This is a genomic window from Pseudomonas sp. GW822-FHT03F04 (assembly GCF_058801405.1).
In genome coordinates this window covers 233017-255385 of record NZ_JBXANF010000004.1, presented here as the reverse complement: position 1 = coordinate 255385, position 22369 = coordinate 233017, and the positions used below count along the sequence as shown (strand labels likewise).

Annotated in this window: 20 protein-coding genes; 10 read left to right on the top strand and 10 right to left on the bottom strand. The window is 60.6% G+C overall.

From position 1 onward, the window contains the following. Positions 1–49: 49 nt before the first annotated feature. The 4 genes from AC1RMX_RS10815 to AC1RMX_RS10800 form a co-directional block, all read right to left on the bottom strand. Positions 50–1225, bottom strand: coding sequence for a M20 aminoacylase family protein (locus AC1RMX_RS10815; protein WP_493071806.1), 1176 nt, complete (start codon positions 1223–1225; stop codon positions 50–52). Positions 1226–1369: 144 nt separating this feature from the next. Continuing rightward, positions 1370–1672 (bottom strand): amidase, encoded by a 303-nt coding sequence (locus tag AC1RMX_RS10810; protein WP_096819467.1) that lies wholly within the window; start codon positions 1670–1672, stop codon positions 1370–1372. Next, positions 1669–2748, bottom strand: a complete 1080-nt coding sequence (locus AC1RMX_RS10805; protein ID WP_493071804.1) for a serine hydrolase domain-containing protein — start codon at positions 2746–2748, stop codon at positions 1669–1671. The genes AC1RMX_RS10810 and AC1RMX_RS10805 overlap by 4 nt, the downstream gene beginning before the upstream one ends. Before the next feature lie 31 nt (positions 2749–2779). Beyond that, positions 2780–3685 carry an acyl-CoA dehydrogenase middle domain-containing protein gene (locus tag AC1RMX_RS10800; RefSeq protein ID WP_493071802.1) on the bottom strand — a complete coding sequence of 302 codons (906 nt, stop codon included), beginning with the start codon at positions 3683–3685 and terminating at the stop codon, positions 2780–2782. Between the two features lie 153 nt (positions 3686–3838). Between AC1RMX_RS10800 and olsB the strand changes: the two genes are divergently transcribed. Both olsB and AC1RMX_RS10790 read left to right on the top strand, forming a co-directional pair. Next, on the top strand, positions 3839–4594 hold the full coding sequence (gene olsB / locus AC1RMX_RS10795; protein ID WP_096819470.1) for an L-ornithine N(alpha)-acyltransferase: 756 nt from the start codon (positions 3839–3841) through the stop codon (positions 4592–4594). Further along, entirely contained in the window at positions 4594–5388 is a 795-nt protein-coding gene (locus tag AC1RMX_RS10790) for a lysophospholipid acyltransferase family protein (protein WP_102621465.1), read from the top strand. The genes olsB and AC1RMX_RS10790 overlap by 1 nt, the downstream gene beginning before the upstream one ends. 15 nt (positions 5389–5403) lie before the next feature. Here the strand turns inward: AC1RMX_RS10790 and AC1RMX_RS10785 are convergent, their stop codons facing one another. Further along, positions 5404–5976: an acyl carrier protein phosphodiesterase gene (locus AC1RMX_RS10785; RefSeq protein WP_096819472.1), complete on the bottom strand. Its 573-nt coding sequence runs from the start codon at positions 5974–5976 to the stop codon at positions 5404–5406. 171 nt (positions 5977–6147) lie between these two features. Between AC1RMX_RS10785 and AC1RMX_RS10780 the strand changes: the two genes are divergently transcribed. From AC1RMX_RS10780 to AC1RMX_RS10765, 4 genes are all read left to right on the top strand, one after another. Continuing rightward, positions 6148–6450, top strand: a complete 303-nt coding sequence (locus tag AC1RMX_RS10780; RefSeq protein WP_007957866.1) for an ArsR/SmtB family transcription factor — start codon at positions 6148–6150, stop codon at positions 6448–6450. A 33-nt stretch (positions 6451–6483) separates the two neighbouring features. Continuing rightward, positions 6484–7647 (top strand): MFS transporter, encoded by a 1164-nt coding sequence (locus AC1RMX_RS10775; protein WP_096819473.1) that lies wholly within the window; start codon positions 6484–6486, stop codon positions 7645–7647. A 32-nt stretch (positions 7648–7679) separates the two neighbouring features. Then, positions 7680–8729, top strand: a complete 1050-nt coding sequence (locus tag AC1RMX_RS10770) for an alkene reductase (RefSeq protein ID WP_192559976.1) — start codon at positions 7680–7682, stop codon at positions 8727–8729. Between the two features lie 225 nt (positions 8730–8954). Further along, complete coding sequence (locus AC1RMX_RS10765; RefSeq protein ID WP_493071799.1) at positions 8955–9410, top strand: hypothetical protein; 456 nt, start codon at positions 8955–8957, stop codon at positions 9408–9410. A 314-nt stretch (positions 9411–9724) separates the two neighbouring features. Here AC1RMX_RS10765 and emhR read toward each other — a convergent pair whose 3' ends face one another. Beyond that, the gene (emhR, locus tag AC1RMX_RS10760; protein WP_096819476.1) at positions 9725–10357 is read right to left on the bottom strand and encodes an efflux system transcriptional repressor EmhR; all 633 of its coding nucleotides are present in this window, start codon (positions 10355–10357) and stop codon (positions 9725–9727) included. 267 nt (positions 10358–10624) lie between these two features. Between emhR and emhA the strand changes: the two genes are divergently transcribed. The 3 genes from emhA to emhC are packed head-to-tail and all read left to right on the top strand — an operon-like array spanning position 10625 to position 16389. Continuing rightward, positions 10625–11779: an efflux RND transporter periplasmic adaptor subunit EmhA gene (emhA, locus tag AC1RMX_RS10755; RefSeq protein WP_085712979.1), complete on the top strand. Its 1155-nt coding sequence runs from the start codon at positions 10625–10627 to the stop codon at positions 11777–11779. A gap of 3 nt (positions 11780–11782) precedes the next feature. Beyond that, the gene (emhB, locus tag AC1RMX_RS10750) at positions 11783–14932 is read left to right on the top strand and encodes an efflux RND transporter permease subunit EmhB (RefSeq protein WP_096819477.1); all 3150 of its coding nucleotides are present in this window, start codon (positions 11783–11785) and stop codon (positions 14930–14932) included. Continuing rightward, on the top strand, positions 14929–16389 hold the full coding sequence (gene emhC / locus AC1RMX_RS10745; protein WP_102621469.1) for an efflux RND transporter outer membrane subunit EmhC: 1461 nt from the start codon (positions 14929–14931) through the stop codon (positions 16387–16389). Before emhB ends, emhC begins: the two co-directional genes overlap by 4 nt. Before the next feature lie 62 nt (positions 16390–16451). On the opposite strand, the gene AC1RMX_RS10740 is transcribed toward emhC, so the two are convergent. From AC1RMX_RS10740 to AC1RMX_RS10725, 4 genes are all read right to left on the bottom strand, one after another. Beyond that, positions 16452–18401, bottom strand: coding sequence for a multinuclear nonheme iron-dependent oxidase (locus AC1RMX_RS10740; protein ID WP_493071796.1), 1950 nt, complete (start codon positions 18399–18401; stop codon positions 16452–16454). Positions 18402–18416: 15 nt separating this feature from the next. Next, positions 18417–19577 (bottom strand): aKG-HExxH-type peptide beta-hydroxylase, encoded by a 1161-nt coding sequence (locus AC1RMX_RS10735; protein ID WP_493071794.1) that lies wholly within the window; start codon positions 19575–19577, stop codon positions 18417–18419. 15 nt (positions 19578–19592) lie between these two features. Then, a complete protein-coding gene (locus AC1RMX_RS10730; RefSeq protein WP_493071792.1) occupies positions 19593–20069 on the bottom strand; it encodes a GNAT family N-acetyltransferase in 477 nt (158 codons plus the stop codon). 99 nt (positions 20070–20168) lie between these two features. Beyond that, on the bottom strand, positions 20169–20429 hold the full coding sequence (locus AC1RMX_RS10725) for an Os1348 family RiPP precursor (protein ID WP_096819482.1): 261 nt from the start codon (positions 20427–20429) through the stop codon (positions 20169–20171). 586 nt (positions 20430–21015) lie between these two features. On the opposite strand from AC1RMX_RS10725, the gene AC1RMX_RS10720 reads away from it, so the two are divergent. Continuing rightward, positions 21016–22272, top strand: coding sequence for an OprD family porin (locus AC1RMX_RS10720; RefSeq protein ID WP_192559972.1), 1257 nt, complete (start codon positions 21016–21018; stop codon positions 22270–22272). The last annotated feature ends 97 nt before the right edge of the window (positions 22273–22369 follow it).

Here is a 22369-nt window from a genome sequence, read left to right as displayed (position 1 = left end):
CGCAGGCACGTGCGCACCTGCGCTTCAGCGGCAGCAAAAAGTGAAGAAATCAGGCCGGCTTGAGCCAGCTCTCGGTGAGCGCGCCCCAATACGCCGCGCCGGTCAGCAGAATGTCGTCGTTGAAGTCGTAGGCCGGGTTATGCACCATCGGCCGCGCCACGCCGTTGCCGATGAACAGGTAGGCGCCGGGGCAGCGCTGGAGCATCCAGGCGAAGTCCTCGCTACCCATCAGTTTTGGTGTGTTGCCATCCACGGCATCGGCGCCGACCAGTTCGACGCCGACCTGACGGGCGAACTCGGTTTCGGCGGCGTGGTTGACCAGCACCGGGTAGGCAGGACGGTGTTCGAGGGTCGAGGTGCAGCCGAAGCTTTCGGCCTGGGCTTCGATGATCGAGCGCACGCGGTCCAGTGTCTGAACGCGGACTTCGGCGTTCAGCGCACGCAGACTCAGGCGCAGGATCGCCTGTTGCGGAATCACGTTTGCCGCTTCGCCGGCCTGCAACGCGCCAACGGTCACCACCGCCGCCTGCTGTGCATCGATGTTGCGCGCGACCACGGTTTGCAAAGCCATCACCACACTCGCTGCCGCCACCAGCGGATCCACCGCCAGATGCGGCATCGATCCGTGGCCGCCGACGCCTTCGATGGTCACCGTGAGCAGATCCTGCGAAGCCATCATCGGCCCTTCGCGAAAGCCCAGGTGCCCTGCCGGCAGGCCCGGCATGTTGTGCATGCCGAACAGCGCATCGCACGGGAAGCGTTCGAGCAGGCCATCGGCGAGCATCGCTTCGGCCCCGCCCTGCCCCTCTTCGGCGGGCTGGAAAATCAGCGTCAGGGTGCCGTCGAACTGACGGGTCGCCGCCAGATAACGCGCGGCGCCGAGCAGCATCGCGGTGTGCCCGTCATGCCCGCAGGCGTGCATGCAGCCCTGATGACGACTGCTGTAGGCGACGCCGGTGTTCTCGATGATCGGCAGCGCATCCATGTCGGCCCGCAGCCCGAGTTTGCGTGTGCTGCTGCCGTTGCGCAGCACGCCGACCACGCCAGTCTTGCCGACGCCAGTGTGGACTTCATAGCCCCACTCTTGGAGCGAGCGGGCGACCAGCGCCGAGGTGCGGCTTTCTTCGAAACCGAGTTCAGGGTGAGCGTGAATGTCCTGGCGGGTGGCGTGCAGGTCGCCGGCCACGTCGTTGAGCCAGGCCAGAATATGCTGATGTCGGGGCATGACGGTTCTCCTCGCGCGGGTGTTTCCCGGTCTTGTTGTTCGGTGTTGTTTCACGACACATGAACGGCAGGTCGTGCTCACCGCCAGATAACCGCGAGACACGCGAGAGGACAATCGAATGTGGTTCCACAGGGTGGAACCGGATCAGGGTTGCAGGCGACAGCCTTGGCGTTCGCCTTGCCACCGGGCGCTGTTGCTACGCCCCATGCCGCTGGCGGTAACCAGTTTTTGCGTGCGGTCATCGGTCAGTTCGCTGGGCAACCATTGCTTCACGTAGCCACGGCAATACTCGGCGTCGTTGTTCATGACGTAGCGGCACGAGCAATATTCCTTGGCGGTGTAGGCGCTGATAATGTCCGGGAAGGCCCACAGATTCTCGCGCTCGTGCCAGCCCCAGCCCAGCAGCACGACCAGCAGCACCAGCAGGATTCGTCTGAACAACTTCATGGCCGCACCGCCCCGAGCACACGCTTGAGCAATTCGTTGTGGCGATAGCTGCCGTCGCGGTCATCGCCGTAGCGCACGATCACCAGTTTTTCGCTCGGGATCACGTACAGCGCCTGGCCCCAGTGGCCGAGGGCGGCGAAGGTGTCGGGGGGTGCGTCGGGCCATGGCGAGGGGGCACCGTCCGCCGGTCGATTGAGCCACCAGTGGCCGCCGGGCACGGCTTCGTCCTGATTAGCCTTGTAGCCGGCGAAGGGTTGGCGATTGAAGGCGACCCAATCCTTGGGCAACAGCTGCCGGTCATTCCAGCGTCCATCTCGCGCCATCAACAGGCCCACTCGCGCCAGATCCCGGGCCGTCAGGTAAGCGTATGAAGACGCAACGAAGGTGCCCGTGGCATCGGTTTCCCAGGTGGCATGGCGGATGCCCAAAGGATCGAAAAGTGCCGTCCATGGATAGTCGGGATACCGCTGCGGGCCGACGATGGTTTTCAGCGCCGCTGCCAACAGATTGCTGTCGCCGCTGGAATAGCGGAACGCCTGACCCGCTGGTGCGTAGCTGTCGTGGTCGGCGGTGAAGGCGGCCATGTCGCGATGACCACGGGTGTAGAGCATGGCCACCACCGAGGATTTCAGCGGGGCGTATTCGTAGTCTTCCTGCCAGTCGATACCCGAGGCCCAGTGCAGCAGATCCTGGATCGTGATGGCCGGGTGTTTTTCCAGCACCGGGTAAAACTTCGCGACGGGATCATCGAGCTTGAACAAGCCCTCGCCGTACGCCACGCCGAACACCGTGGCCATCAGGCTTTTGCTGATCGACCAGGTCAGGTGCGGCGTGTCGGCGGTGGTCGCAGCGGCGTAGCGTTCATAGATGAGCTGGCCGTCGCGGATCACCAGCAAGGCGTCGGTGCGGATGCCCTGGCGGGTGTTGTCATCGCGGGTCGGGAAGGCGTAGGCCTCCATTGCATCGACGGCCGGGCCGGTGAGTTTCGGGCCGCTCGGCCACTGCTCGCCCGGCCATTGTTCGGCCTGAACCGTGAAGCTGATCAGCAGCAGAAACAGGGACAGGCCTTTGAACATGGTGAGGGCTCTGGGGATGAACCTGACAAGACTAGCCGGCGTTCATGACAGATGTGTTTTGACTTGCCGCCAACGCCTTGGCCAGACGCTTGGCCCGCGCACCTGCGGCCAGTTGCATGACCGACTGATCGCGCTGCCACATCGCTGCCCACTCCGGATTGCCGTCGAGCAGCGCCTGATCGACTTCCGCTTTAAGCCCGTCGAACTGCGCAAACAAGCCTCCGAGCAACACATGCCCCGCCGGATTGTTCGGTGGCTGCCGACTGACCTCCGCGCAACCGGCCAACAGCGCCAGCAAGCGCAATTGCAGCGGCTGCGGCCAGCCGCTGCCCTGACCGACGCCGTACAGCCACGCGGTCATTGCGCTGAGCACATAGACATCTTCAAGGCTGCGGAACGGTTTGACGTAGGCATCCCAACCGTCCCCGGCGAGCAGTTCGCACAGAGCGTCGTCGAGATACAGGCGGCCATGGCTGATGTCCGGCATCAACGGCAACGGTGGGAGCTTTTCCACGCGCACGCCGGATTCGCCGGGGTACACCACCGCCAGGCTCAGGCGCGGCGATTCGCCGGGTTGCTCACTGCGGGCGGCGATCAACAGCCAGTCCGCTGCATCGCCGGCGGTGACGAAATCCTTTTGCCCGCTAAGGCGCAGATCCGTGAGCCGGGTCTGCATGTCCGCCGGTCGCAGGCTGCGCTGTTCGGTCGCACACAAAGCCCCCAGGCTCGGCGGCGCGCTCGGCCAGAGCATCCGCAACGCCGCCTGATAGCCCACCAGAAACGCCAGCCCCGGCGTCGCCATCCGCCGCCCTCCCACCACCGCCAGTTCGAACGGCGTGACGCTGCCCAGTTGATGCAGCAGCGTGGCGAAACCCTCCGCCAGATCGGCAACGGCGGGCAGGCGTTCGCGACATTCAAGCAGGGTCGACCAGGTCATCAGAGGCTCCTCGTGGGCTGTCATATAAGCATCACCAAACATTCATGGCGATGACACCGGGGCTACATAGCCTGACTTTGCACAACACGGCTGCATAAAGAAAGTCGATCGGCTGTAACCCACGACGGGTTAAAGGCCCGTACGGAGATTCAAATGACTCAGATCGCCCGCATCAGCGACACCGGCAATGAACGCCGTCTGCAAGCCGAACGCCTGATCGGCGCCGAGGCCTTGCAGCAAGCCCAGGCCTTGCGTTTCAACGTGTTCAGCGGCGAGTTCAACGCCAAGCTGAAAGGCGCGGAACTGGGTCTGGACATGGATGACTATGATGTTCACTGCAGCCACATCGGCGTGCGTGACCTGAACACCGGCCGCCTGGTGGCGACCACCCGTTTGCTCGATCACACCGCCGCCAGCAGCCTGGGCAAGTTCTACAGCGAAGAAGAATTCAGCCTGCACGGCCTCGCCGGTCTGCAAGGCCCGATTCTCGAAATCGGCCGCACCTGCGTCGACCCGGCTTACCGCAACGGCGGCACTATCGCCGTGCTCTGGGGCGAACTGGCCGAAGTCCTCAATCAGGGCGGCTACAGCTATCTGATGGGTTGCGCGAGCATCCCGATGCAGGACGGCGGCGTGCAGGCCCACGCGATCATGCAGCGCCTGCGCGAACGTTATCTGTGCACCGAACACCTGCGCGCCGAACCGAAGAATCCGCTGCCGACACTCGACATTCCATCGAACGTGATCGCCGAAATGCCACCGCTGCTCAAGGCCTACATGCGCCTGGGCGCGAAGATCTGCGGCGAGCCGTGCTGGGACGAAGACTTCCAGGTCGCCGACGTGTTCATCCTGCTCAAGCGCGACGAACTCTGCCCGCGCTACGCCAAGCACTTCAAGGCGGCCGTGTGATGAGCCGGCTGCGGGTGTACGCGCGGATCGCGCGGGTGCTGCTGGTGGTGACGCTGGGTTTGAGCATGGCCAGTGTCTTCGGAGTTTTCGAGCGTCTGGGCTTGGCCCATTCGATGCAACGCCGGCAGCGCTGGTCGCGGTTTTTCATGGCGCGCCTGAGCAATGCCCTGCCCTTTCGCGTGACCGTCCACGGTGAGCTGCCGAAGCAGCCGATGCTATGGGTCAGCAACCATGTGTCGTGGACTGACATTCCGCTGCTCGGAATGCTCACGCCGCTGTCGTTTCTGTCCAAGGCCGAAGTGCGCACCTGGCCGGTGGCCGGTTGGCTGGCGGCGAAGGCCGGCAGTCTGTTCATCCGTCGCGGTTCGGGCGACAGCCAGTTGATCCGCAAGCAGATGACCCGTCACCTGCAAACCGATCATCCGCTGCTGATGTTCCCGGAAGGCACCACCACGGATGGCCGTTCGCTGCGTACCTTCCATGGTCGTCTGCTGTCGGCGGCGATTGATTCGGAAGTGAAGCTGCAACCGGTGGCGATCCGTTATCTGCGCAATGGCGAGATCGATTCGCTGGCACCGTTCATTGGCGACGACGATCTGCTGTCACACCTGATGCGTCTGTTCAGCAACGACTGCGGCGATGTGGAAGTTCATCTGCTCAAGCCGATTGCCTGCCAGGGTCGGGAACGCGCGGCGCTGGCGTACGAAGCCCAGCAAGCGGTGCAGAAAGCGTTGTTCGGCGAGGTGGCCAAACCAGCCGAACCGCGTCGTGCAGGCGAGCTGATCGCTGCCTGATCGTCAACATCTGCCCTACAGCTGCCGGCCTGCGAAGTCCTGCAGCTGTGGGTAGAACAAGCGAAAGTCGTCACTGAGCGGTTCGTACAAACGCCGCAATTCCTGCATCGCCCCCGCCAGTTCTTCAGGTTTGCTCAGGCGCCGGGAAATCCCGCGCAGCACCTGCTCCAGCACTTCAAATTCCTGATACGAACCCAACCAGTCATTGGCCACCATGTGCGGGGCGATCTTCGCCAGGCGCTCGGGCAATTGCCGCTCGCTGGACAGCACTCGGTATACGTCAGTGGTGAATTGCGCCAGCGGTCGGTCGGCGTAGAGCGCCCAATCGCGGGCCAGGCAATGGTCGAAGAACACGTCGAGGACGATGCCGGCGTAACGGCGACGGGTCGTGGAAAAACGCGCCAATGAAGCGTCCACCAACGGGTGGCGATCGGTGAAGACATCGATCTGACGATGCAAGGCAATCGCCGCTTCGATCTCCGGATCGAACTGCCCTTGCAGCCGTCCTTTGACGAAATCGCCATACAGACTGCCGAGCCATTGACCGGGACGCTGGCCACCGAGGTGCAAATGTGCGAGATAGTTCATGGGCGCAGCTTAGCACCGCGGCCGCGTATGTTTACACCTCACATATCGTTATAACCCGATATACCGATTTATGCGGTCGTCAGATCGAATTCATATTGGTATATCGCGAAATACCGATTTAAAGTTCGCCTCATCGCGATATAGCGCTACACACATCACGAGCAACCAGCCATGAACATCGACCTCGACGAAATAATAAAAGCCCTGGCACACCCAGTACGGCGAGACATCCTCAACTGGCTGAAAGACCCGAAAGCCCAGTTTCCGGAACAGATCCACAACCACGAGTACGGCATCTGCGCCGGGCAGATCGATCAACGCTGCGGCCTGTCGCAATCGACCGTCTCCGCGCACCTGGCCACCCTGCAACGCGCCGGGCTGATCAGCAGCCAGAAAGCCGGCCAGTGGCACTTTTTCAAACGCAACGAGGACGTGATCCAGGCGTTCCTCAGCACCCTCAGCAAAGAGCTCTGACCCTTAACGTCAGCCAGCCAAAAGGACCCAACGATGCCCCTCTCGCTCCTCATACTCGCCTTGAGCGCCTTCGCCATCGGCACCACCGAGTTCGTCATCATGGGCCTGCTGCCCGATGTGGCGGCCGACCTCGGTGTGTCGATTCCCGGCGCCGGCTGGCTGGTGACCGGTTACGCCCTGGGCGTGGCGATTGGTGCACCGTTCATGGCGATGGCCACCGCAAGACTGCCGCGCAAGGCTGCACTGGTCGCGTTGATGGGCATCTTCATTATCGGCAACCTGCTCTGCGCCATCGCCACTGACTATGAGGTGCTGATGTTCGCCCGAGTCGTCACCGCCCTGTGCCACGGTGCGTTCTTCGGCATCGGTTCGGTGGTCGCGGCCAACCTGGTGGCACCGAACAAACGCGCTTCGGCCGTAGCCCTGATGTTCACCGGTCTGACCCTGGCCAACGTACTCGGCGTACCGCTGGGCACCGCACTCGGTCAGGAAGCCGGCTGGCGCTCGACCTTCTGGGCAGTGACCGTGATCGGTGTGATCGCGCTGATCGGCCTGATCCGCTTCCTGCCGGCCAAGCGTGACGAAGAAAAACTCGACATGCGCGCCGAACTGGCTGCGCTCAAAGGCGCCGGGATCTGGCTGTCCTTGAGCATGACCGCACTGTTCGCCGCCTCGGTGTTCACCCTGTTCACTTATGTCGCACCGCTGCTGGGCGATGTCACCGGCGTCTCGCCCCGTGGCGTGACCTGGACCTTGATGTTGATCGGCCTGGGCCTGACCGTCGGCAACATCATCGGCGGCAAGATGGCCGACAAAGGCCTGGCCGCGACGCTGATCGGCGTGTTCATCGCCATGGCCGTGACCTCCACCGTACTGACCTGGACCAGCATCGCGCTGATCCCGACCGAGATCACCCTGTTCCTCTGGGCCACCGCGTGTTTCGCCGCCGTGCCAGCCCTGCAAGTGAACGTCGTGACCTACGGCCAGGCCGCACCGAACCTGGTCTCGACCCTGAACATCGGCGCCTTCAACGTCGGCAACGCCCTCGGCGCCTGGGTCGGCGGCAGCGTCATCGCCCACGGCTACGGCCTGACCAGCGTACCTCTTGCTGCTGCGGCGCTCGCGATCCTGGCACTGCTGGTCACCCTGATCACATTCCGCCGGAACGGCAATCCCGAGCTGGCCACCGCTAACTGATTCACTCACTTACTTCACGAGGGTTGTATCTCATGGCAACAATTTTCGATCCGATCAAACTGGGCGATCTCGAACTGTCCAACCGCATCATCATGGCGCCGCTGACCCGCTGCCGCGCCGACGAAGGCCGCGTACCGAACGCGCTGATGGCCGAGTACTACGTACAACGCGCCTCGGCCGGCCTGATCCTCAGCGAAGCCACTTCGGTGACCCCTATGGGCGTCGGCTATCCGGACACCCCGGGCATCTGGTCCAATGATCAAGTGCGCGGCTGGACCAACGTGACCAAGGCCGTTCACGCGGCAGGCGGCAAGATCGTCCTGCAACTGTGGCACGTCGGGCGAATTTCCCACCCGTCGTACTTGAACGGCGAAGCGCCGGTTGCACCGAGCGCCATCCAGCCTAAAGGCCACGTCAGCCTGGTGCGTCCACTGGCCGACTTCCCGACGCCTCGCGCGCTGGAAACCGCTGAGATCGCCGACATCGTCGACGCCTACCGCGTCGGCGCAGAAAACGCCAAGGCTGCCGGTTTCGACGGCGTGGAAATCCACGGCGCCAACGGCTACCTGCTCGACCAGTTCCTGCAAAGCAGCACCAACCAGCGCACCGACAATTACGGCGGCTCCCTGGAAAACCGTGCCCGCCTGCTGCTGGAAGTGACCGACGCGGCGATCGAAGTCTGGGGCGCCGGTCGTGTCGGCGTACACCTGGCTCCGCGTGCCGACTCCCACGACATGGGCGACGACAATCTGGCCGAAACCTTCACCTACGTCGCCCGCGAACTGGGCAAGCGTGGCATCGCCTTCATCTGCTCCCGCGAGAAAGAAGGCGCCGACAGCCTCGGCCCGCAACTGAAAGAAGCCTTCGGCGGCGCTTACATCGCCAACGAACGCTTCACCAAGGACAGCGCCAACGCGTGGCTGGCCGAGGGCAAGGCTGACGCTGTGGCATTCGGTGTGCCGTTCATCGCCAACCCGGACCTGCCGGCACGCTTGAAGGCCGATGCACCGCTGAACCAACCGCACCCGGAAACCTTCTACGGCAAAGGCGCGGTCGGCTACCTCGACTACCCGACGCTGTAAGCCACACTGCAGAAACACAAAAGCCCCTGACTCTCACGAGTCGGGGGCTTTTTATTTATTGAAGCGTTTTCATTGCAATACAGCGAAACCCTTTTCAACTTCCCTTGAAAATCTTCAGCAACTAACTTTCAACCCGCCACAATAAAAAAAGATGTACGGATCACTATAGCTACTCCTGACATCTTGGATCCAACGAACAAACCAAACATTCAAGGAAGATAAATCATGAACTCTCCAAAACTGCTCGCCCTTTTCTCCCTGATCGGCGTTTTATCTGGGAGTGCTTTTGCTGCTCAACCTCAGGAAACCGTTATCGCCTTCACCGTCAATAATGTCAGCAGCAGTGCGATCGAAATAAAACCGGGCGACGGGAGTAAAATCGAACCGTACGAATTCGACATCCTTAAGTTCTCTAAAGACTTGAAAATCAGCAGCTTACGAGAAGGAGACAGTGCAGGCTTCGGCCACGCCTTCCTACTCACATCGGGGGACAAGTCCTGTTACTTCTCGAGCAGTATCACCCTTACAAAATTGAATGGGGTTATCTCTCCGATCATTCAAGGTGAAGCTCGAACAACAGGCAAGACACCGGCCATCTGCTCCACTGGGAATATTGAACAGCCCAAAAACCAACCTTATAGCTACAATGTAAACATCTCCATGGGAGACTTAAAAAAATAAACTCAACGCTGAAAAACCGCCTTACTCTCTGATAAATAGCCAATCCGAAATCAGCTCGACTCTGAAAGAAGCAGGGCTGATTTTCGCAGGGTATATTTCGGCTACTTATACATCCACTTGACTGTCGGCATCGATAGATTCAAAGGTCTGTGTTGATATTTGACGCCATGGACAAGTTATTGCTGCTGGCGTCCCTTCACAGAACCAACACAATTTCCCTACAAAATACATAGCCCGCTACGTATAAACTTCGCGCCGCAAACCTGTATAAATGCAGGTTGATCGGCGCGACCGTGTTAATGACGAATTTTGTTTCATTTGCGCAGGCTGGGGCTCAGGCGCAGCATGTCCAGCCCGGTATCGACCCAGCGCTCGGCTTCGGCATACAGCTCGAAACTGTCCGGGGCCAGCAGCCATTGATACAGGATGCCATCGATAAAGGCGTGAATGCTGATGGCCGCGCGGGCGGTGTCGAGGTCTTGCGGCAACTGCCCACGATTGACTGCATTACTCAACGTCAGCGCGATCCGCACATTGCAATCGAGGCTGGCCGTCCGACGCTGTTGGCGCAGGTCGCACATTTCATCGGTGAACTCGCACTTATGAAACAGAATTTCGTTGATACGCCGGGTTTTCGGGTCCAGCGCAACTTGATGAAACAAATGAATCAGCAATTTGCGCATGCAGCCCAACGGGTCTGGCTCGTCCTCGCTTTCGCTGGCCTTGGCCAACTCGTCCAGCGGCTCATGCAGCGTATCGAGCATCGCCTGCAACAGGTCGGCCTTGTTGCTGAAGTGCCAGTAGATGGCGCCGCGCGTCACGCCGGCCATCGTCGCGATGTCCGCCAGCGTCGTGCGCGCAACGCCCCGCTCATAAAAAGCTTTCTCGGCCGCTTCGAGTATCTGGCTTCGTGTCTCTTGAGCTTCCTCTTTGGTACGACGGACCATGGCAGTAAAACCTCAAACAGGATGTTTCAGGGATGGCTGAATATCCGCTGAATAAAAAGGGGTGGATCTCTCGCGGATCGACTCCCCCGGCCTACAATTTCAGACCTTGCGACGACTTTTGTAACCAGGTGGGTACGCGGCAAAGGTATTTACAAACAACCATGAACGTAAGTATATTCCTTAGCAAGCTACTTATCCACCCGGTACCCTATTTTTACCCTTCCACACTTCTTGTGCGCTTTTCGCGCGCCTGACCCGAGGATCTTCATGCAATTCAAGCCAGCTGTTACCGCTCTGGTCACTGCCGTCGCCCTGGCATCGCTGCTCAGCGGATGTAAAAAGGAAGAGGCGGCTCCCGCCGCACCACCTCCTCAGGTCGGCGTCGTCACCCTGCAACCACAGGCCTTTACCCTCACGTCGGAACTGCCGGGGCGCACCAGTGCGTTCCGCATTGCTGAAGTCCGTCCGCAGGTCAACGGCATCATTCTCAAGCGTCTGTTCAAGGAAGGCGGCGATGTCAAAGCCGGCCAGCAGCTGTATCAGATCGATCCGTCGGTCTATGAAGCGACCCTGAAAAGCGCCGAAGCCAACCTGCGTTCGACCAAGTCGATCTCCGACCGCTACAAGCAACTGGTCGACGAACAGGCCGTGAGCCGTCAGGAATACGACACGGCCGTGTCCAATCGCCTGCAATCGGAAGCTTCGCTGCAGAGCGCGCAGATCAACGTGCGTTACACCAAGGTCTACGCGCCGATCTCCGGGCGCATCGGTCGTTCTTCGGTCACCGAAGGCGCACTGGTCAGCAGTGGCCAGGCCGATGCGATGGCGACCATCCAGCAACTGGACCCGATCTACGTCGACGTCACGCAGTCTTCGGTCGAATTGCTGGAATTGCGTCGCGAACTGGAAAGCGGCCGCCTGCAGAAGGCCGGCGACAACGCCGCCGCCGTCAAACTGACCCTGGAAGACGGCAGCCAGTACAAGCTCGACGGTAAGCTGGAATTCTCCGAAGTGTCGGTCGACCCGACCACGGGTTCCGTGACCCTGCGCGCCGTGTTCCCGAACCCGGATCACACCCTGTTGCCAGGCATGTTCGTCCGCGCCCAGCTGCAGGCCGGTGTCAACGCCGCCGCCATCCTGGCGCCACAACAAGGCGTGACCCGTGACCTCAAGGGCACGCCGACCGCGCTGGTCGTCGGTGCGGACAACAAGGTCGAACTGCGTCAGCTCAAGGCCAGCCGTACCGTCGGCAGCCAGTGGCTGATCGAAGACGGCCTGAAAGCCGGCGATCGCCTGATCACCGAAGGGCTGCAATTCGTCCGCCCTGGTGTTCAGGTCAACCCGACCGAAGCGACCAACGTAGCCAAGAACCCGGCACCCGCCAAGGCAGCTGACAAAGCCTACGGCGGCAAAGGGGAGTAACTCATGTCGAAATTTTTTATCGACCGTCCGATTTTCGCCTGGGTAATTGCCCTGGTGATCATGCTGGTCGGGGCTCTATCGATCCTCAAGTTGCCGATCAACCAGTACCCGAGCATTGCGCCACCGGCCATTGCGATTTCCGTGACCTACCCGGGTGCTTCGGCACAAACGGTTCAGGACACCGTGGTACAGGTGATCGAGCAACAGCTCAACGGTATCGACAACCTGCGTTATGTGTCGTCGGAAAGTAACTCCGACGGCAGCATGACCATCACCGCGACCTTCGAGCAAGGCACCAACTCCGACACCGCGCAGGTCCAGGTCCAGAACAAGCTGAACCTGGCCACCCCGCTGTTGCCGCAGGAAGTGCAGCAACAGGGTATCCGCGTGACCAAGGCAGTGAAGAACTTCCTGCTGGTAATCGGCGTGGTATCGCGTGACGGCAGCATGTCCAAGGACGACCTGTCCAACTACATCGTGTCGAACATGCAGGACCCGATCTCGCGGACTGCCGGTGTCGGTGACTTCCAGGTCTTCGGTGCCCAGTACGCGATGCGCATCTGGCTCGACCCGGCCAAGCTGAACAAGTACAACCTGACCCCGGCCGATGTCAGCGCCGCGATCTCGGCGCAGAACGTGCAGATTTCCTCCGGTCAGCTCGGCGGTCTGCCGGCGCTGCCAGGCCAGCAACTGAACGCCACGATCATCGGCAAGACCCGCCTGCAGACTGCCGAGCAGTTCAAGGCGATTCTGCTGAAGGTCAACCAGGATGGCTCGCAAGTGCGTGTCGGCGATGTTGCCGACGTCGGCTTGGGTGGTGAGAACTCCAGTATCGCGGCGCAGTTCAACGGCAAACCGGCTTCCGGTCTGGCGGTGAAACTGGCCAACGGTGCCAACGCCCTCGACACCGCCAAGGCCCTGCGCAAGACGATTGACGACCTCAAGCCGTTCTTCCCGCAAGGCATGGAAGTGGTGTTCCCGTACGACACCACCCCGGTGGTGACCGAATCGATCAAGGGTGTGGTTGAAACCCTGGTCGAAGCGATCGCGCTGGTGTTCCTGGTGATGTTCCTGTTCCTGCAGAACTTCCGCGCCACTGTCATCACCACGATGACCGTGCCGGTGGTATTGCTCGGTACGTTCGGCATCCTCGCGGCCGCCGGTTTCAGCATCAACACCCTGACCATGTTCGGTATGGTGCTGGCCATCGGCTTGCTGGTGGACGACGCCATCGTCGTGGTGGAAAACGTCGAGCGGGTGATGGCCGAAGAAGGCCTGTCACCGAAGGAAGCGACCAAGAAGTCCATGGGCCAGATCCAGGGCGCACTGGTCGGTATCGCCCTCGTACTGTCGGCGGTACTGCTGCCGATGGCGTTCTTCAGCGGTTCCACCGGTGTGATCTACCGTCAGTTCTCGATCACCATCGTCTCGGCCATGGCCCTGTCGGTAATGGTCGCGCTGATCTTCACCCCGGCACTCTGCGCCACCATGCTCAAGGCGATTCCGAAAGGCGAGCACGGCACGCCGAAACGCGGTTTCTTCGGCTGGTTCAACCGCAACTTCGACCGTAGCGTTCGCAGCTACGAGCGCGGCGTCGGCAACATCCTGCAGCGCAAGGCGCCGTACCTGCTGGCCTACATCCTGATCGTGGTCGGCATGATCTGGCTGTTCACCCGCATTCCGACCGCGTTCCTGCCGGAAGAAGACCAGGGCGTACTGTTCGCCCAGGTACAGACGCCTGCCGGTTCCAGTGCCGAACGCACGCAGGTGGTGATCGATGAAATGCGTACCTACCTGCTGGATAAAGAATCCAGTTCGGTAGCCTCGGTGTTCACCGTGAACGGCTTCAACTTCGCCGGTCGCGGCCAGAGCTCGGGTCTTGCGTTCATCATGCTCAAGCCATGGCACGAGCGTGACGCGAACAACAGCGTGTTTGCCCTGGCTCAACGCGCCCAGCAGCACTTCTTCACTTTCCGCGATGCGATGGTGTTTGCCTTCGCCCCGCCGGCCGTACTGGAGTTGGGTAACGCCACCGGTTTCGACGTGTTCCTGCAGGACCGCGCCGGTATCGGTCACGACAAGTTGATGGAAGCCCGTAACCAGTTCCTCGGCATGGCCGCGCAGAGCAAGGTGCTCTACCAGGTCCGTCCGAACGGCCTGAACGACGAGCCGCAATACCATCTGGAAATCGACGACGAGAAGGCCCGTGCCCTGGGCTTGAGCCTTTCCGACATCAACAGCACCCTGTCGATCTCCTTCGGTAGTAGCTACGTCAACGACTTCATCGACCGCGGTCGTGTGAAGAAGGTTTACGTGCAAGGTCAGGCCGGTGCTCGCATGAGCCCTGAAGACCTGAAGAAGTGGTACGTGCGCAACAGCGCCGGCACCATGGTTCCGTTCTCCGCGTTCGCCAAGGGCGAGTGGATCTACGGTTCGCCGAAACTGGCGCGCTACAACGGTGTAGAAGCGATGGAGATCCTCGGTTCTCCGGCGCCGGGCTACTCGACCGGTGAAGCGATGGCCGAAGTCGAAGCGATTGCCGCCAAGCTGCCGCCAGGTGTCGGTATCTCCTGGACCGGTCTGTCCTACGAGGAACGTCTGTCCGGCTCGCAAGCGCCAGCGCTGTACGCTCTGTCGCTGCTGATGGTGTTCCTGTGTCTGGCGGCGCTGTATGAAAGCTGGTCGATTCCGATCGCGGTCATGCTCGTGGTGCCGCTGGGGATCATCGGTGCGCTGATGGCCACCAGCCTGCGCGGCCTGTCGAACGACGTGTACTTCCAGGTAGGTCTGTTGACGACCATCGGTCTGGCGGCTAAAAACGCCATTCTGATCGTCGAATTCGCCAAGGAGCTGCACGAGCAAGGGCGCAGTCTGCGCGATGCAGCGATCGAAGCCTGCCGCATGCGTCTGCGACCGATCATCATGACGTCGCTGGCCTTCGTCCTCGGTGTTGTACCGTTGGCGATCTCCACCGGCGCAGGCTCGGGCAGTCAACACGCGATCGGTACCGGCGTGATTGGCGGTATGCTCACGGCCACGATCCTGGCGATCTTCTGGGTCCCACTGTTCTTCGTCACTGTGTCGTCCATGGGCCAGCGCAAAAACGCCGGCAAGGATGACGCCATAGAAACTCCTAAAGAGGCTGGCCAATGAGCAAGTCGCTACTCTCCATCGCAGTCGCCGCCTTCGTGCTGAGCGGTTGCTCGCTGATACCGGATTATCAGCAGCCGCAAGCACCGGTGGCCGCGCAATTCCCGCAGGGCCCGGCGTACTCGCCGGCCCAGGCACCGGCGCAGGCCGCTGCCGAGCAAGGCTGGAAGCAGTTTTTCCATGACCCTGCCCTGCAACAGCTGATCCAGGTCGCCCTGGAAAACAACCGCGACCTGCGTGTCGCGGCGCTGAACATCGACGCCTATGCCGCTCAGTACCGCATCCAGCGTGCTGATCTGTTCCCGGCAGTGTCGGCCAATGCCAGCGGCAGCCGTCAGCGGGTTCCGGCCCGTGCGTCGCAGACCGGTGAAGCGAACATCACCAGTTCGTACACCGCCACCGTCGGCATCAGCGCCTACGAACTCGACCTGTTCGGTCGGGTTCGCAGCCTGAGCGAACAAGCGCTGCAACAATACTTCGCCACCGAAGAAGCGCGCCGCAGCACCCAGATCAGCCTGGTGGCCAGCGTGGCCAACGCCTACCTGACCTGGCAGGCCGACAAGGAACTGCTGAAGCTGACTCAGGACACCCTCGGTGCCTTCGAGGAAAGCTACAAGCTGACCAGCCGCAGCAACGAAGTCGGTGTGGCTTCGGCGCTGGACCTGGCGCAGTCGCGCACCTCGGTTGAAAACGCCCGTGCACAACTGGCGCGCTACACCCGCCAGGTGGCTCAGGACGAAAACAGCCTGACTCTGCTGCTCGGCACCGGCGTGCCGGCCAACCTGCAAGCGGCCAAACCGCTGTCGGATGACCTGCTCAGCGATGTGCCGGCCGGTCTGCCGTCGGATCTGCTGCAACGTCGTCCGGACATCCTTCAGGCCGAGTACAACCTGAAGGCGGCCAACGCCAACATCGGCGCGGCCCGCGCAGCGTTCTTCCCGAGCATCAGCCTGACCGCCAACGCGGGCAGCCTGAGCCCGGACCTGTCCGGCCTGTTCAAGGGCGGTTCGGGCACGTGGCTGTTCCAGCCGCAGATCAACCTGCCGATCTTCAACGCCGGCAGCCTGCGCGCCAGCCTCGACTACGCCAAGATCCAGAAGGACATTGGCGTGGCGAACTACGAGAAGTCCATTCAAACGGCCTTCCAGGAAGTCGCCGATGGCCTGGCCGCGCGCCAGACCTACACCGAGCAGTTGCAGGCGCAGCGTGACTTCGTTCAGGCCAACCAGGATTACTACCGTCTGGCCGAGCGTCGCTACCGCATTGGCGTCGACAGCAACCTGACCTTCCTCGATGCCCAGCGTCAGCTGTTCAGCGCCCAACAGGCCCTGATCACCGACCGCCTTGCGCAACTGACCAGTGCGGTCAACCTGTACAAGGCACTGGGTGGTGGCTGGAATGCGCAAACCGCGCAGAACGAGCCGCTGAAAGAAGAAGCGCCGAAGATGAAGTTGTTCTGATCGTCTCGCGATAAACAAAAAGCCCACCATTCGGTGGGCTTTTTGTTGTCTGCGCAACGCCTTCAGCCGCCGACACCGTTGAGCAGAAACACCGGTTCTTCCAGATAATCGAGCCCCAGGCGGTTTTCGAACATTTCATCGCGCAGGGCCGCCGTGGTGAAACACCCGAGGTTCAGCGCGGTGGCCACCAGTGAAAACGTCTGGCTCAGGTGTCCGGCATCCATCAGCGCTACCCGCAGCGCCCGGCTGAACTCGTACTTCCAGGACAACCGCTCGACCCGCGCGGTGGACACGAACACCGCGGCCGCGTCCTTCACCCAGGGTTGCCCGCCACTGGCCTCGCTGATCCAGGTTCTAGGATCTTCCCGCGACAGCAACTCCAATCCGTGACGACGTACGGAGTAGTGATAAAGCCCCCGTTCGAAACCCTGCACATTCATCAGCACCGCATACACCTCGGTGGCTTGCAGCGAGCCGCCGGAGGGCGAGGTTTTCTTCAGGAAATAATCGCCCATACCGTTCGGCTCCATCGCGGTCACGCCCCAGGTGTAATAGAGCAGCAGGGACAATTGCGTCGGGGTCAACGGCTTGCCGCTGAACGCCCGAGACGTACGCCGGGCGCACAGCGAATCAAGCAGTGTCGTTTCGGCGAGGGTCTCGCCGGGCACCAGCAGCGGGTTTTCCAGGGCAATGAAAGGATGAGAGTGATAGTCCTTGAAGGATGACGGCTGACGCTGCTGCGAGGCCTTCTGTTCAAGCTCGGCCTCAAGCTCGACGACGCTGACGTAGGGCGTCTGCAAACCGGTGCGGGTGCTGAGGTAAAACTCCAGCGCCGCCTCCCAGCGCGACCAGAGCTTGAGCGGTTGCCTGTGCACCCTGTCCCGCGGACCTGCGACAGGCTGCACAATCCCGTGACTCACCAGCGCCTGCAAAAAAGCCAGATGACTGCCCTGCTCCGGGCTATTCAAAACGCCCGGCAGCATCAGCGCACTCTCAAGCGAATGCGGGGTCATGAAGTGGTTCAACAACGGCAGCAACGTCAGGCAGAAATCCAGACTCAGGCCTGACTGCCGATCCCGCAGCACGAATGATGAAGACCCGACACTGAACCACACGCTTTCCCTGAGTTTGAGCAACGAGCCGGGCTCGAGGGCCTGAGTGTCCGGCGCTGGCGGCGGCTCGCGGCCCTGCCAGAACATATCCCTGGGCTTGAGACGCTTGATGTCGCGAATCAGGACTTCCAGTTGCGCATCGTCGGCTCTGTCGGCGATGTCCCATTCCAGCGTCACCGCCCTGACCGGGGACACCGCAAACAGCTGCGCCAACAGGTCCCAGTCCCGGCGCGGATGCCCGGTGTGGATTTCAATCAGCCGATCCAGCGGCAACGAACGCAAATAATCCTTGAAGTCGTAACCCAGCGCTTTGGCGGTGGTGATGGCGCTATCCAGATCCAGCAGAAACCCCGCACCGCTGCGCTGCACCACGCTTGAAATGAATTCGCCTTCCGACTGCTCGGGGGCGTCGGCCAATGAAAACAGACGTGGCGCGTTTTCCAGCACCAGCGGTGTCGCGGTCAGCGCTTGCAGTTCAAGGGCGTTGGCAACCACCGTGTCGGCCACTTCCGCTGCCAGGGTCGGCAAGATGAAGTGCTGGGTGTCGCCGCCGTGAAACCGCGACCAGGAAATGTGCTCGGCCAGCCAGGGTGATCGGGTTCTGTCGCACAGCCGTCGGGTCATCTGCAGAAACTCGCGATCCATCGCGATGCCCACACTGCCGAGAGACAGGCTGGAGGAATGCAACAGACTGGGCGTCTGCTCCCCGACTTCGAGCAGTCGCGGCTCGAGGATGCTGTGGGTCGGCTGAAACTCCAGGTAATCGAAATATGGCAGGCCTTCGGCGAGGATCCGCTCCAGAGTCGGATCGACTGCATGATCCGCAACCCGGTGCCGGGGCAAGTGATACTCCAGCCCTACCCCGGCCTCGGGAAACCGCGAAGCATCGAACATCGTCATGATTGCCTCCCGGGCTCAGGCCGTTGCACCCAATACCGGCGGCGTCGTGGTCAATGGCGCCGCAGCGGCCAGCCGCCCGGCGTATTTGCTCTCCATGGCCCGCACCTCGGCGGCAAGGTTTTCCAGCAACTGGCGCCCGTGGGGCGTGAAATCCTCACTGCCTTGAAGGTCCGGCAAGGCCCGGATCAACCCCCGCAGAATGAACAGCAGACGGTTCTGCGCCCGCTGCAATTCCTCGTCGGAACGCGACCGCACCCGTTCCATGTACTTGACCAGCGCGATGTACACGTAAAACGCATGAAAGTAGCCATACAGGTCACGTTTCTGGCCCGACCACGGCAAGCTGAATGACGCCTCCTGCGAAGCATCGGGGTCGACGACCGCCGACACCTCGACGACGTGATAAAGCAACTGATGAGTCGCCTCATGCACCAGGGATTCCTCAAGATCGAGAATCGAGTCATCCCGGCTCGCCAGAAGGATGACGCCGGTGTAGCGCGAAGCCGAACAACTGCGAAAGGTACCGTCCGGCAGGTAACAAATGGATTTGATCAGAGACTTCATCTGTTCGCGGCAGGCCGGCCAGGTGTGCTCGATCCGCAACAAGGCAATCTTTACCACGTCAGCGAAGAACCGACTGGAAACACCGCCGCGCTCCAGACGCTTGCGGGTCGCTTCGTCTTCCGGGAATTCATAACTGGGCGGCGTGGCCTGCATGATCAGCGGATCGGCGTCGAACCGGTAGACCGGCGGGTCGTTCTGAACCACGACCGACTTGCTCCGGGCCTTGACCCTGTCGAGCATCTCGGGAAACTCGAATAATGTCTTTTCCAGTTCGGCAGTACTCTCTGACTTTCCGACCAGAAAGTGATTGGTTAAACGAAACGCCTGCCCGGTCCATATCTGAAAGACCGGGTCATTGATAATCGAAGCCTGCTCACGGGGTGGTAGCAATACAAGTTCCACCGCCTGATCGAAAAACACCGAACACCGCGACTCCCCGGAAAACAACTTGAATAATTCGGCATATAAAACCATGAAGATGGTGAAACGATTGCGACTGACATGTTCAAGTAATATTTCAAATCTTGAATATCTGGCATCAGCAAGAAATGTGTTCCCTTTAAACAAGTCATCAACCGTCGAATCAAATTCGCCTTGGTTTCCAATATCCATTTTTCAACCATCCTTTCAGGCAGGCGGCAATGGTTTCGCCATGGTCAGACTGGCGATGTCATAGCCCAATTGTTCATAAAGACCACGCGCCGGCAGGTTGCGGCCAAACACATGCAGACGCATTTCCTCGCAGCCGTTCTGGCGCGCCCAGTTTTCGGCGGCCAGCATCGATTGCCGGGCATGCCCCTGACGGCGCTCGCCAGGCTCGATGTAGATATCCAGGATGAAAGCAATCGGCTTCGTGCCGACATGTCGACGGGCGATCCACAACTCGCCGATGCGTCGCTGGCTGTCCCGGATCACCCAGAGCTGATGGTTTTCGGTCAGCCGTCCCTTGTCCAGCAACTGCGCGAAAGCCGTGGCGGATCGGTGCGAGGCTTCTGCCTGGCTCCATTCTCCCGAGGCGACCATGCCTTGGGCATACTCGTCGACCGCCCTTTCGGTGAACGTCACAAAGTCCGCGTCGTCCATGGGAATCAAGGTGACTGACATACGTCGCTCACTCCCTCTGCATGCACTTTGCAATCGGGCCATTTGGCGCGCACAGAGCCGGATCGCCGCTCCACGACACGCCAAACAGCCCCCCGGGCATCAGTCCATCCGTGCCTGAATCTGTTGTTGCTGGTCAAAGATCGCAGCCGTTCCCAGTTTGTCGCGAATACCCGCCCCCGCGGTGCCCAGTTTTGCCACATCAATATTCTTGACGGCGCTCAGTTCGGTTGCGCTCAAGTGCACACCAATGCCCTTGGCCGCGCCTTCAGCATCCTTGTGCAACTGTTCCGCAAAGTCCTTATCAATAAGGGCACGACCGACCACCGTCGCGAGACGTTCCTGATTCACTTTTGCAGGCATGTTATCTCTCCTTGTTATCAATAATTAATTCTCTCGAGAGCGACAACAAATCTCCCTGCCCCTTTCGAGAATTTTGAATATAGCAATGCCTGTTTCCTTTGCCAGTTACAACGCAGCTTCCCGTTAAACCTTTTCACGATAAGCGATAACGCCAATTATTAAGTTGAACCCGCGATAATTGAGAGAGCCTTTATTACAACAATTACTGTAGGTAATTTCCTACAACTAAAGAAATAAGCACATCCACAATCGCCATTAATAGAACGCCGCCGGAACAACTCGTTAATACGAAACATAAACACGGGATTTCATTAAGAATGCGCTGAGAACGGAAAATAAAACCCTCGCCGATTAGCGTTCGATAATCGCACAAAACCCTGTTTACCCCGATTGAATCCCCGTGCCGATCCCCCTCACCATTGCCCACACCAACAAAACCAATAAAAACAGGTTCATCCCCATGACCACGCGTCCTCCCCGCTCGGGCTGATCCCGCCCTTCGTTTCATCGAGTCCGTTTCTTGTCTGCAACCTCCGGTTGCGGCTGCGAACTGCTTCATCCCAAACAATTAGAGAGACCCGAGCCCATGACACGTTCCACAACACCTTACGCACTCAGCCTGATCGCCCTGGCACTGGCCGGCGCCGCTTTGCCCGTCGTGGCCGAAGAAGCCGGTTTCGTCGAAGGGGCCAAGGCCGACCTGAACCTGCGCAACTTCTACATCAATCGCAATTTCACCAACCCGACCAAGGCTCAGGGCAAGGCCGAAGAGTGGACGCAAAGCTTTATCCTCGATGCCAAGTCCGGTTTCACTCAAGGCACCGTCGGTTTCGGCATGGACGTCTTGGGGCTGTACTCGGTGAAACTCGATGGCGGCAAAGGCACCGGCGGCACGCAACTGTTGCCGCTGGATCATGACGGTCGCCCGGCGGACAACTTTGGTCGCACCAACGTGGCGTTCAAGGCCAAGCTGTCGCAGACCGAAATCAAGGTCGGAGAATGGATGCCGGTGCTGCCGATCCTGCGTTCGGACGACGGCCGCTCGCTGCCGCAGACCTTTCGCGGCGGGCAGATCACCTCGAAGGAAATCGCCGGCCTGACCCTGTATGGCGGCCAGTTCCGCGCCAACAGCCCCCGTGACGACAGCAGCATGAGCGACATGTCGATGTTCGGCAAAGCGGCGTTCACCTCGGATCGCTTCAACTTCCAGGGCGGCGAATATGTATTCAACGACAAGCGCACACAGATCGGCCTGTGGAACGCCGAACTCAAGGACATCTACAGCCAGCAGTACGTCAATCTGATCCACAGCCAGCCGCTGGGCGACTGGACCTTGGGCGCCAACCTCGGTTTCTTCTACGGCAAGGACGACGGCAGCGCCCGGGCCGGCGAGCTCGACAACAAGACCTGGTCGGGGATGTTCTCCGCGCGATACGGCGGCAACACCTTCTACGTCGGCCTGCAAAAACTCACGGGCGACAGCGCCTGGATGCGGGTCAACGGCACCAGCGGCGGCACCCTCGCCAACGACAGCTACAACTCAAGCTACGACAACGCCCGGGAACGTTCCTGGCAACTGCGCCACGACTACAACTTCGCCGCCCTCGGCGTGCCCGGCCTGACCCTGATGAACCGCTACATCAGCGGCGACAATGTGCACACCGGCACCATCACCGACGGCAAGGAATGGGGCCGCGAATCGGAACTGGGCTATACCGTGCAGAGCGGCACGCTGAAGAATCTGAACGTCAGATGGCGCAACTCGACCATGCGTCGCGACTTCAGCAACAACGAGTTCGACGAGAACCGGTTGATCATCAGTTACCCGATCAGCCTGCTCTAGGTCGCTGTGCCATCCGTCAGGATTAATGGCACGCCGCCAGCCGCCGAGGTAGAGAGGGAGCACCTGAAGGACTCAGGTGACCCACCCTCTTCGCTTC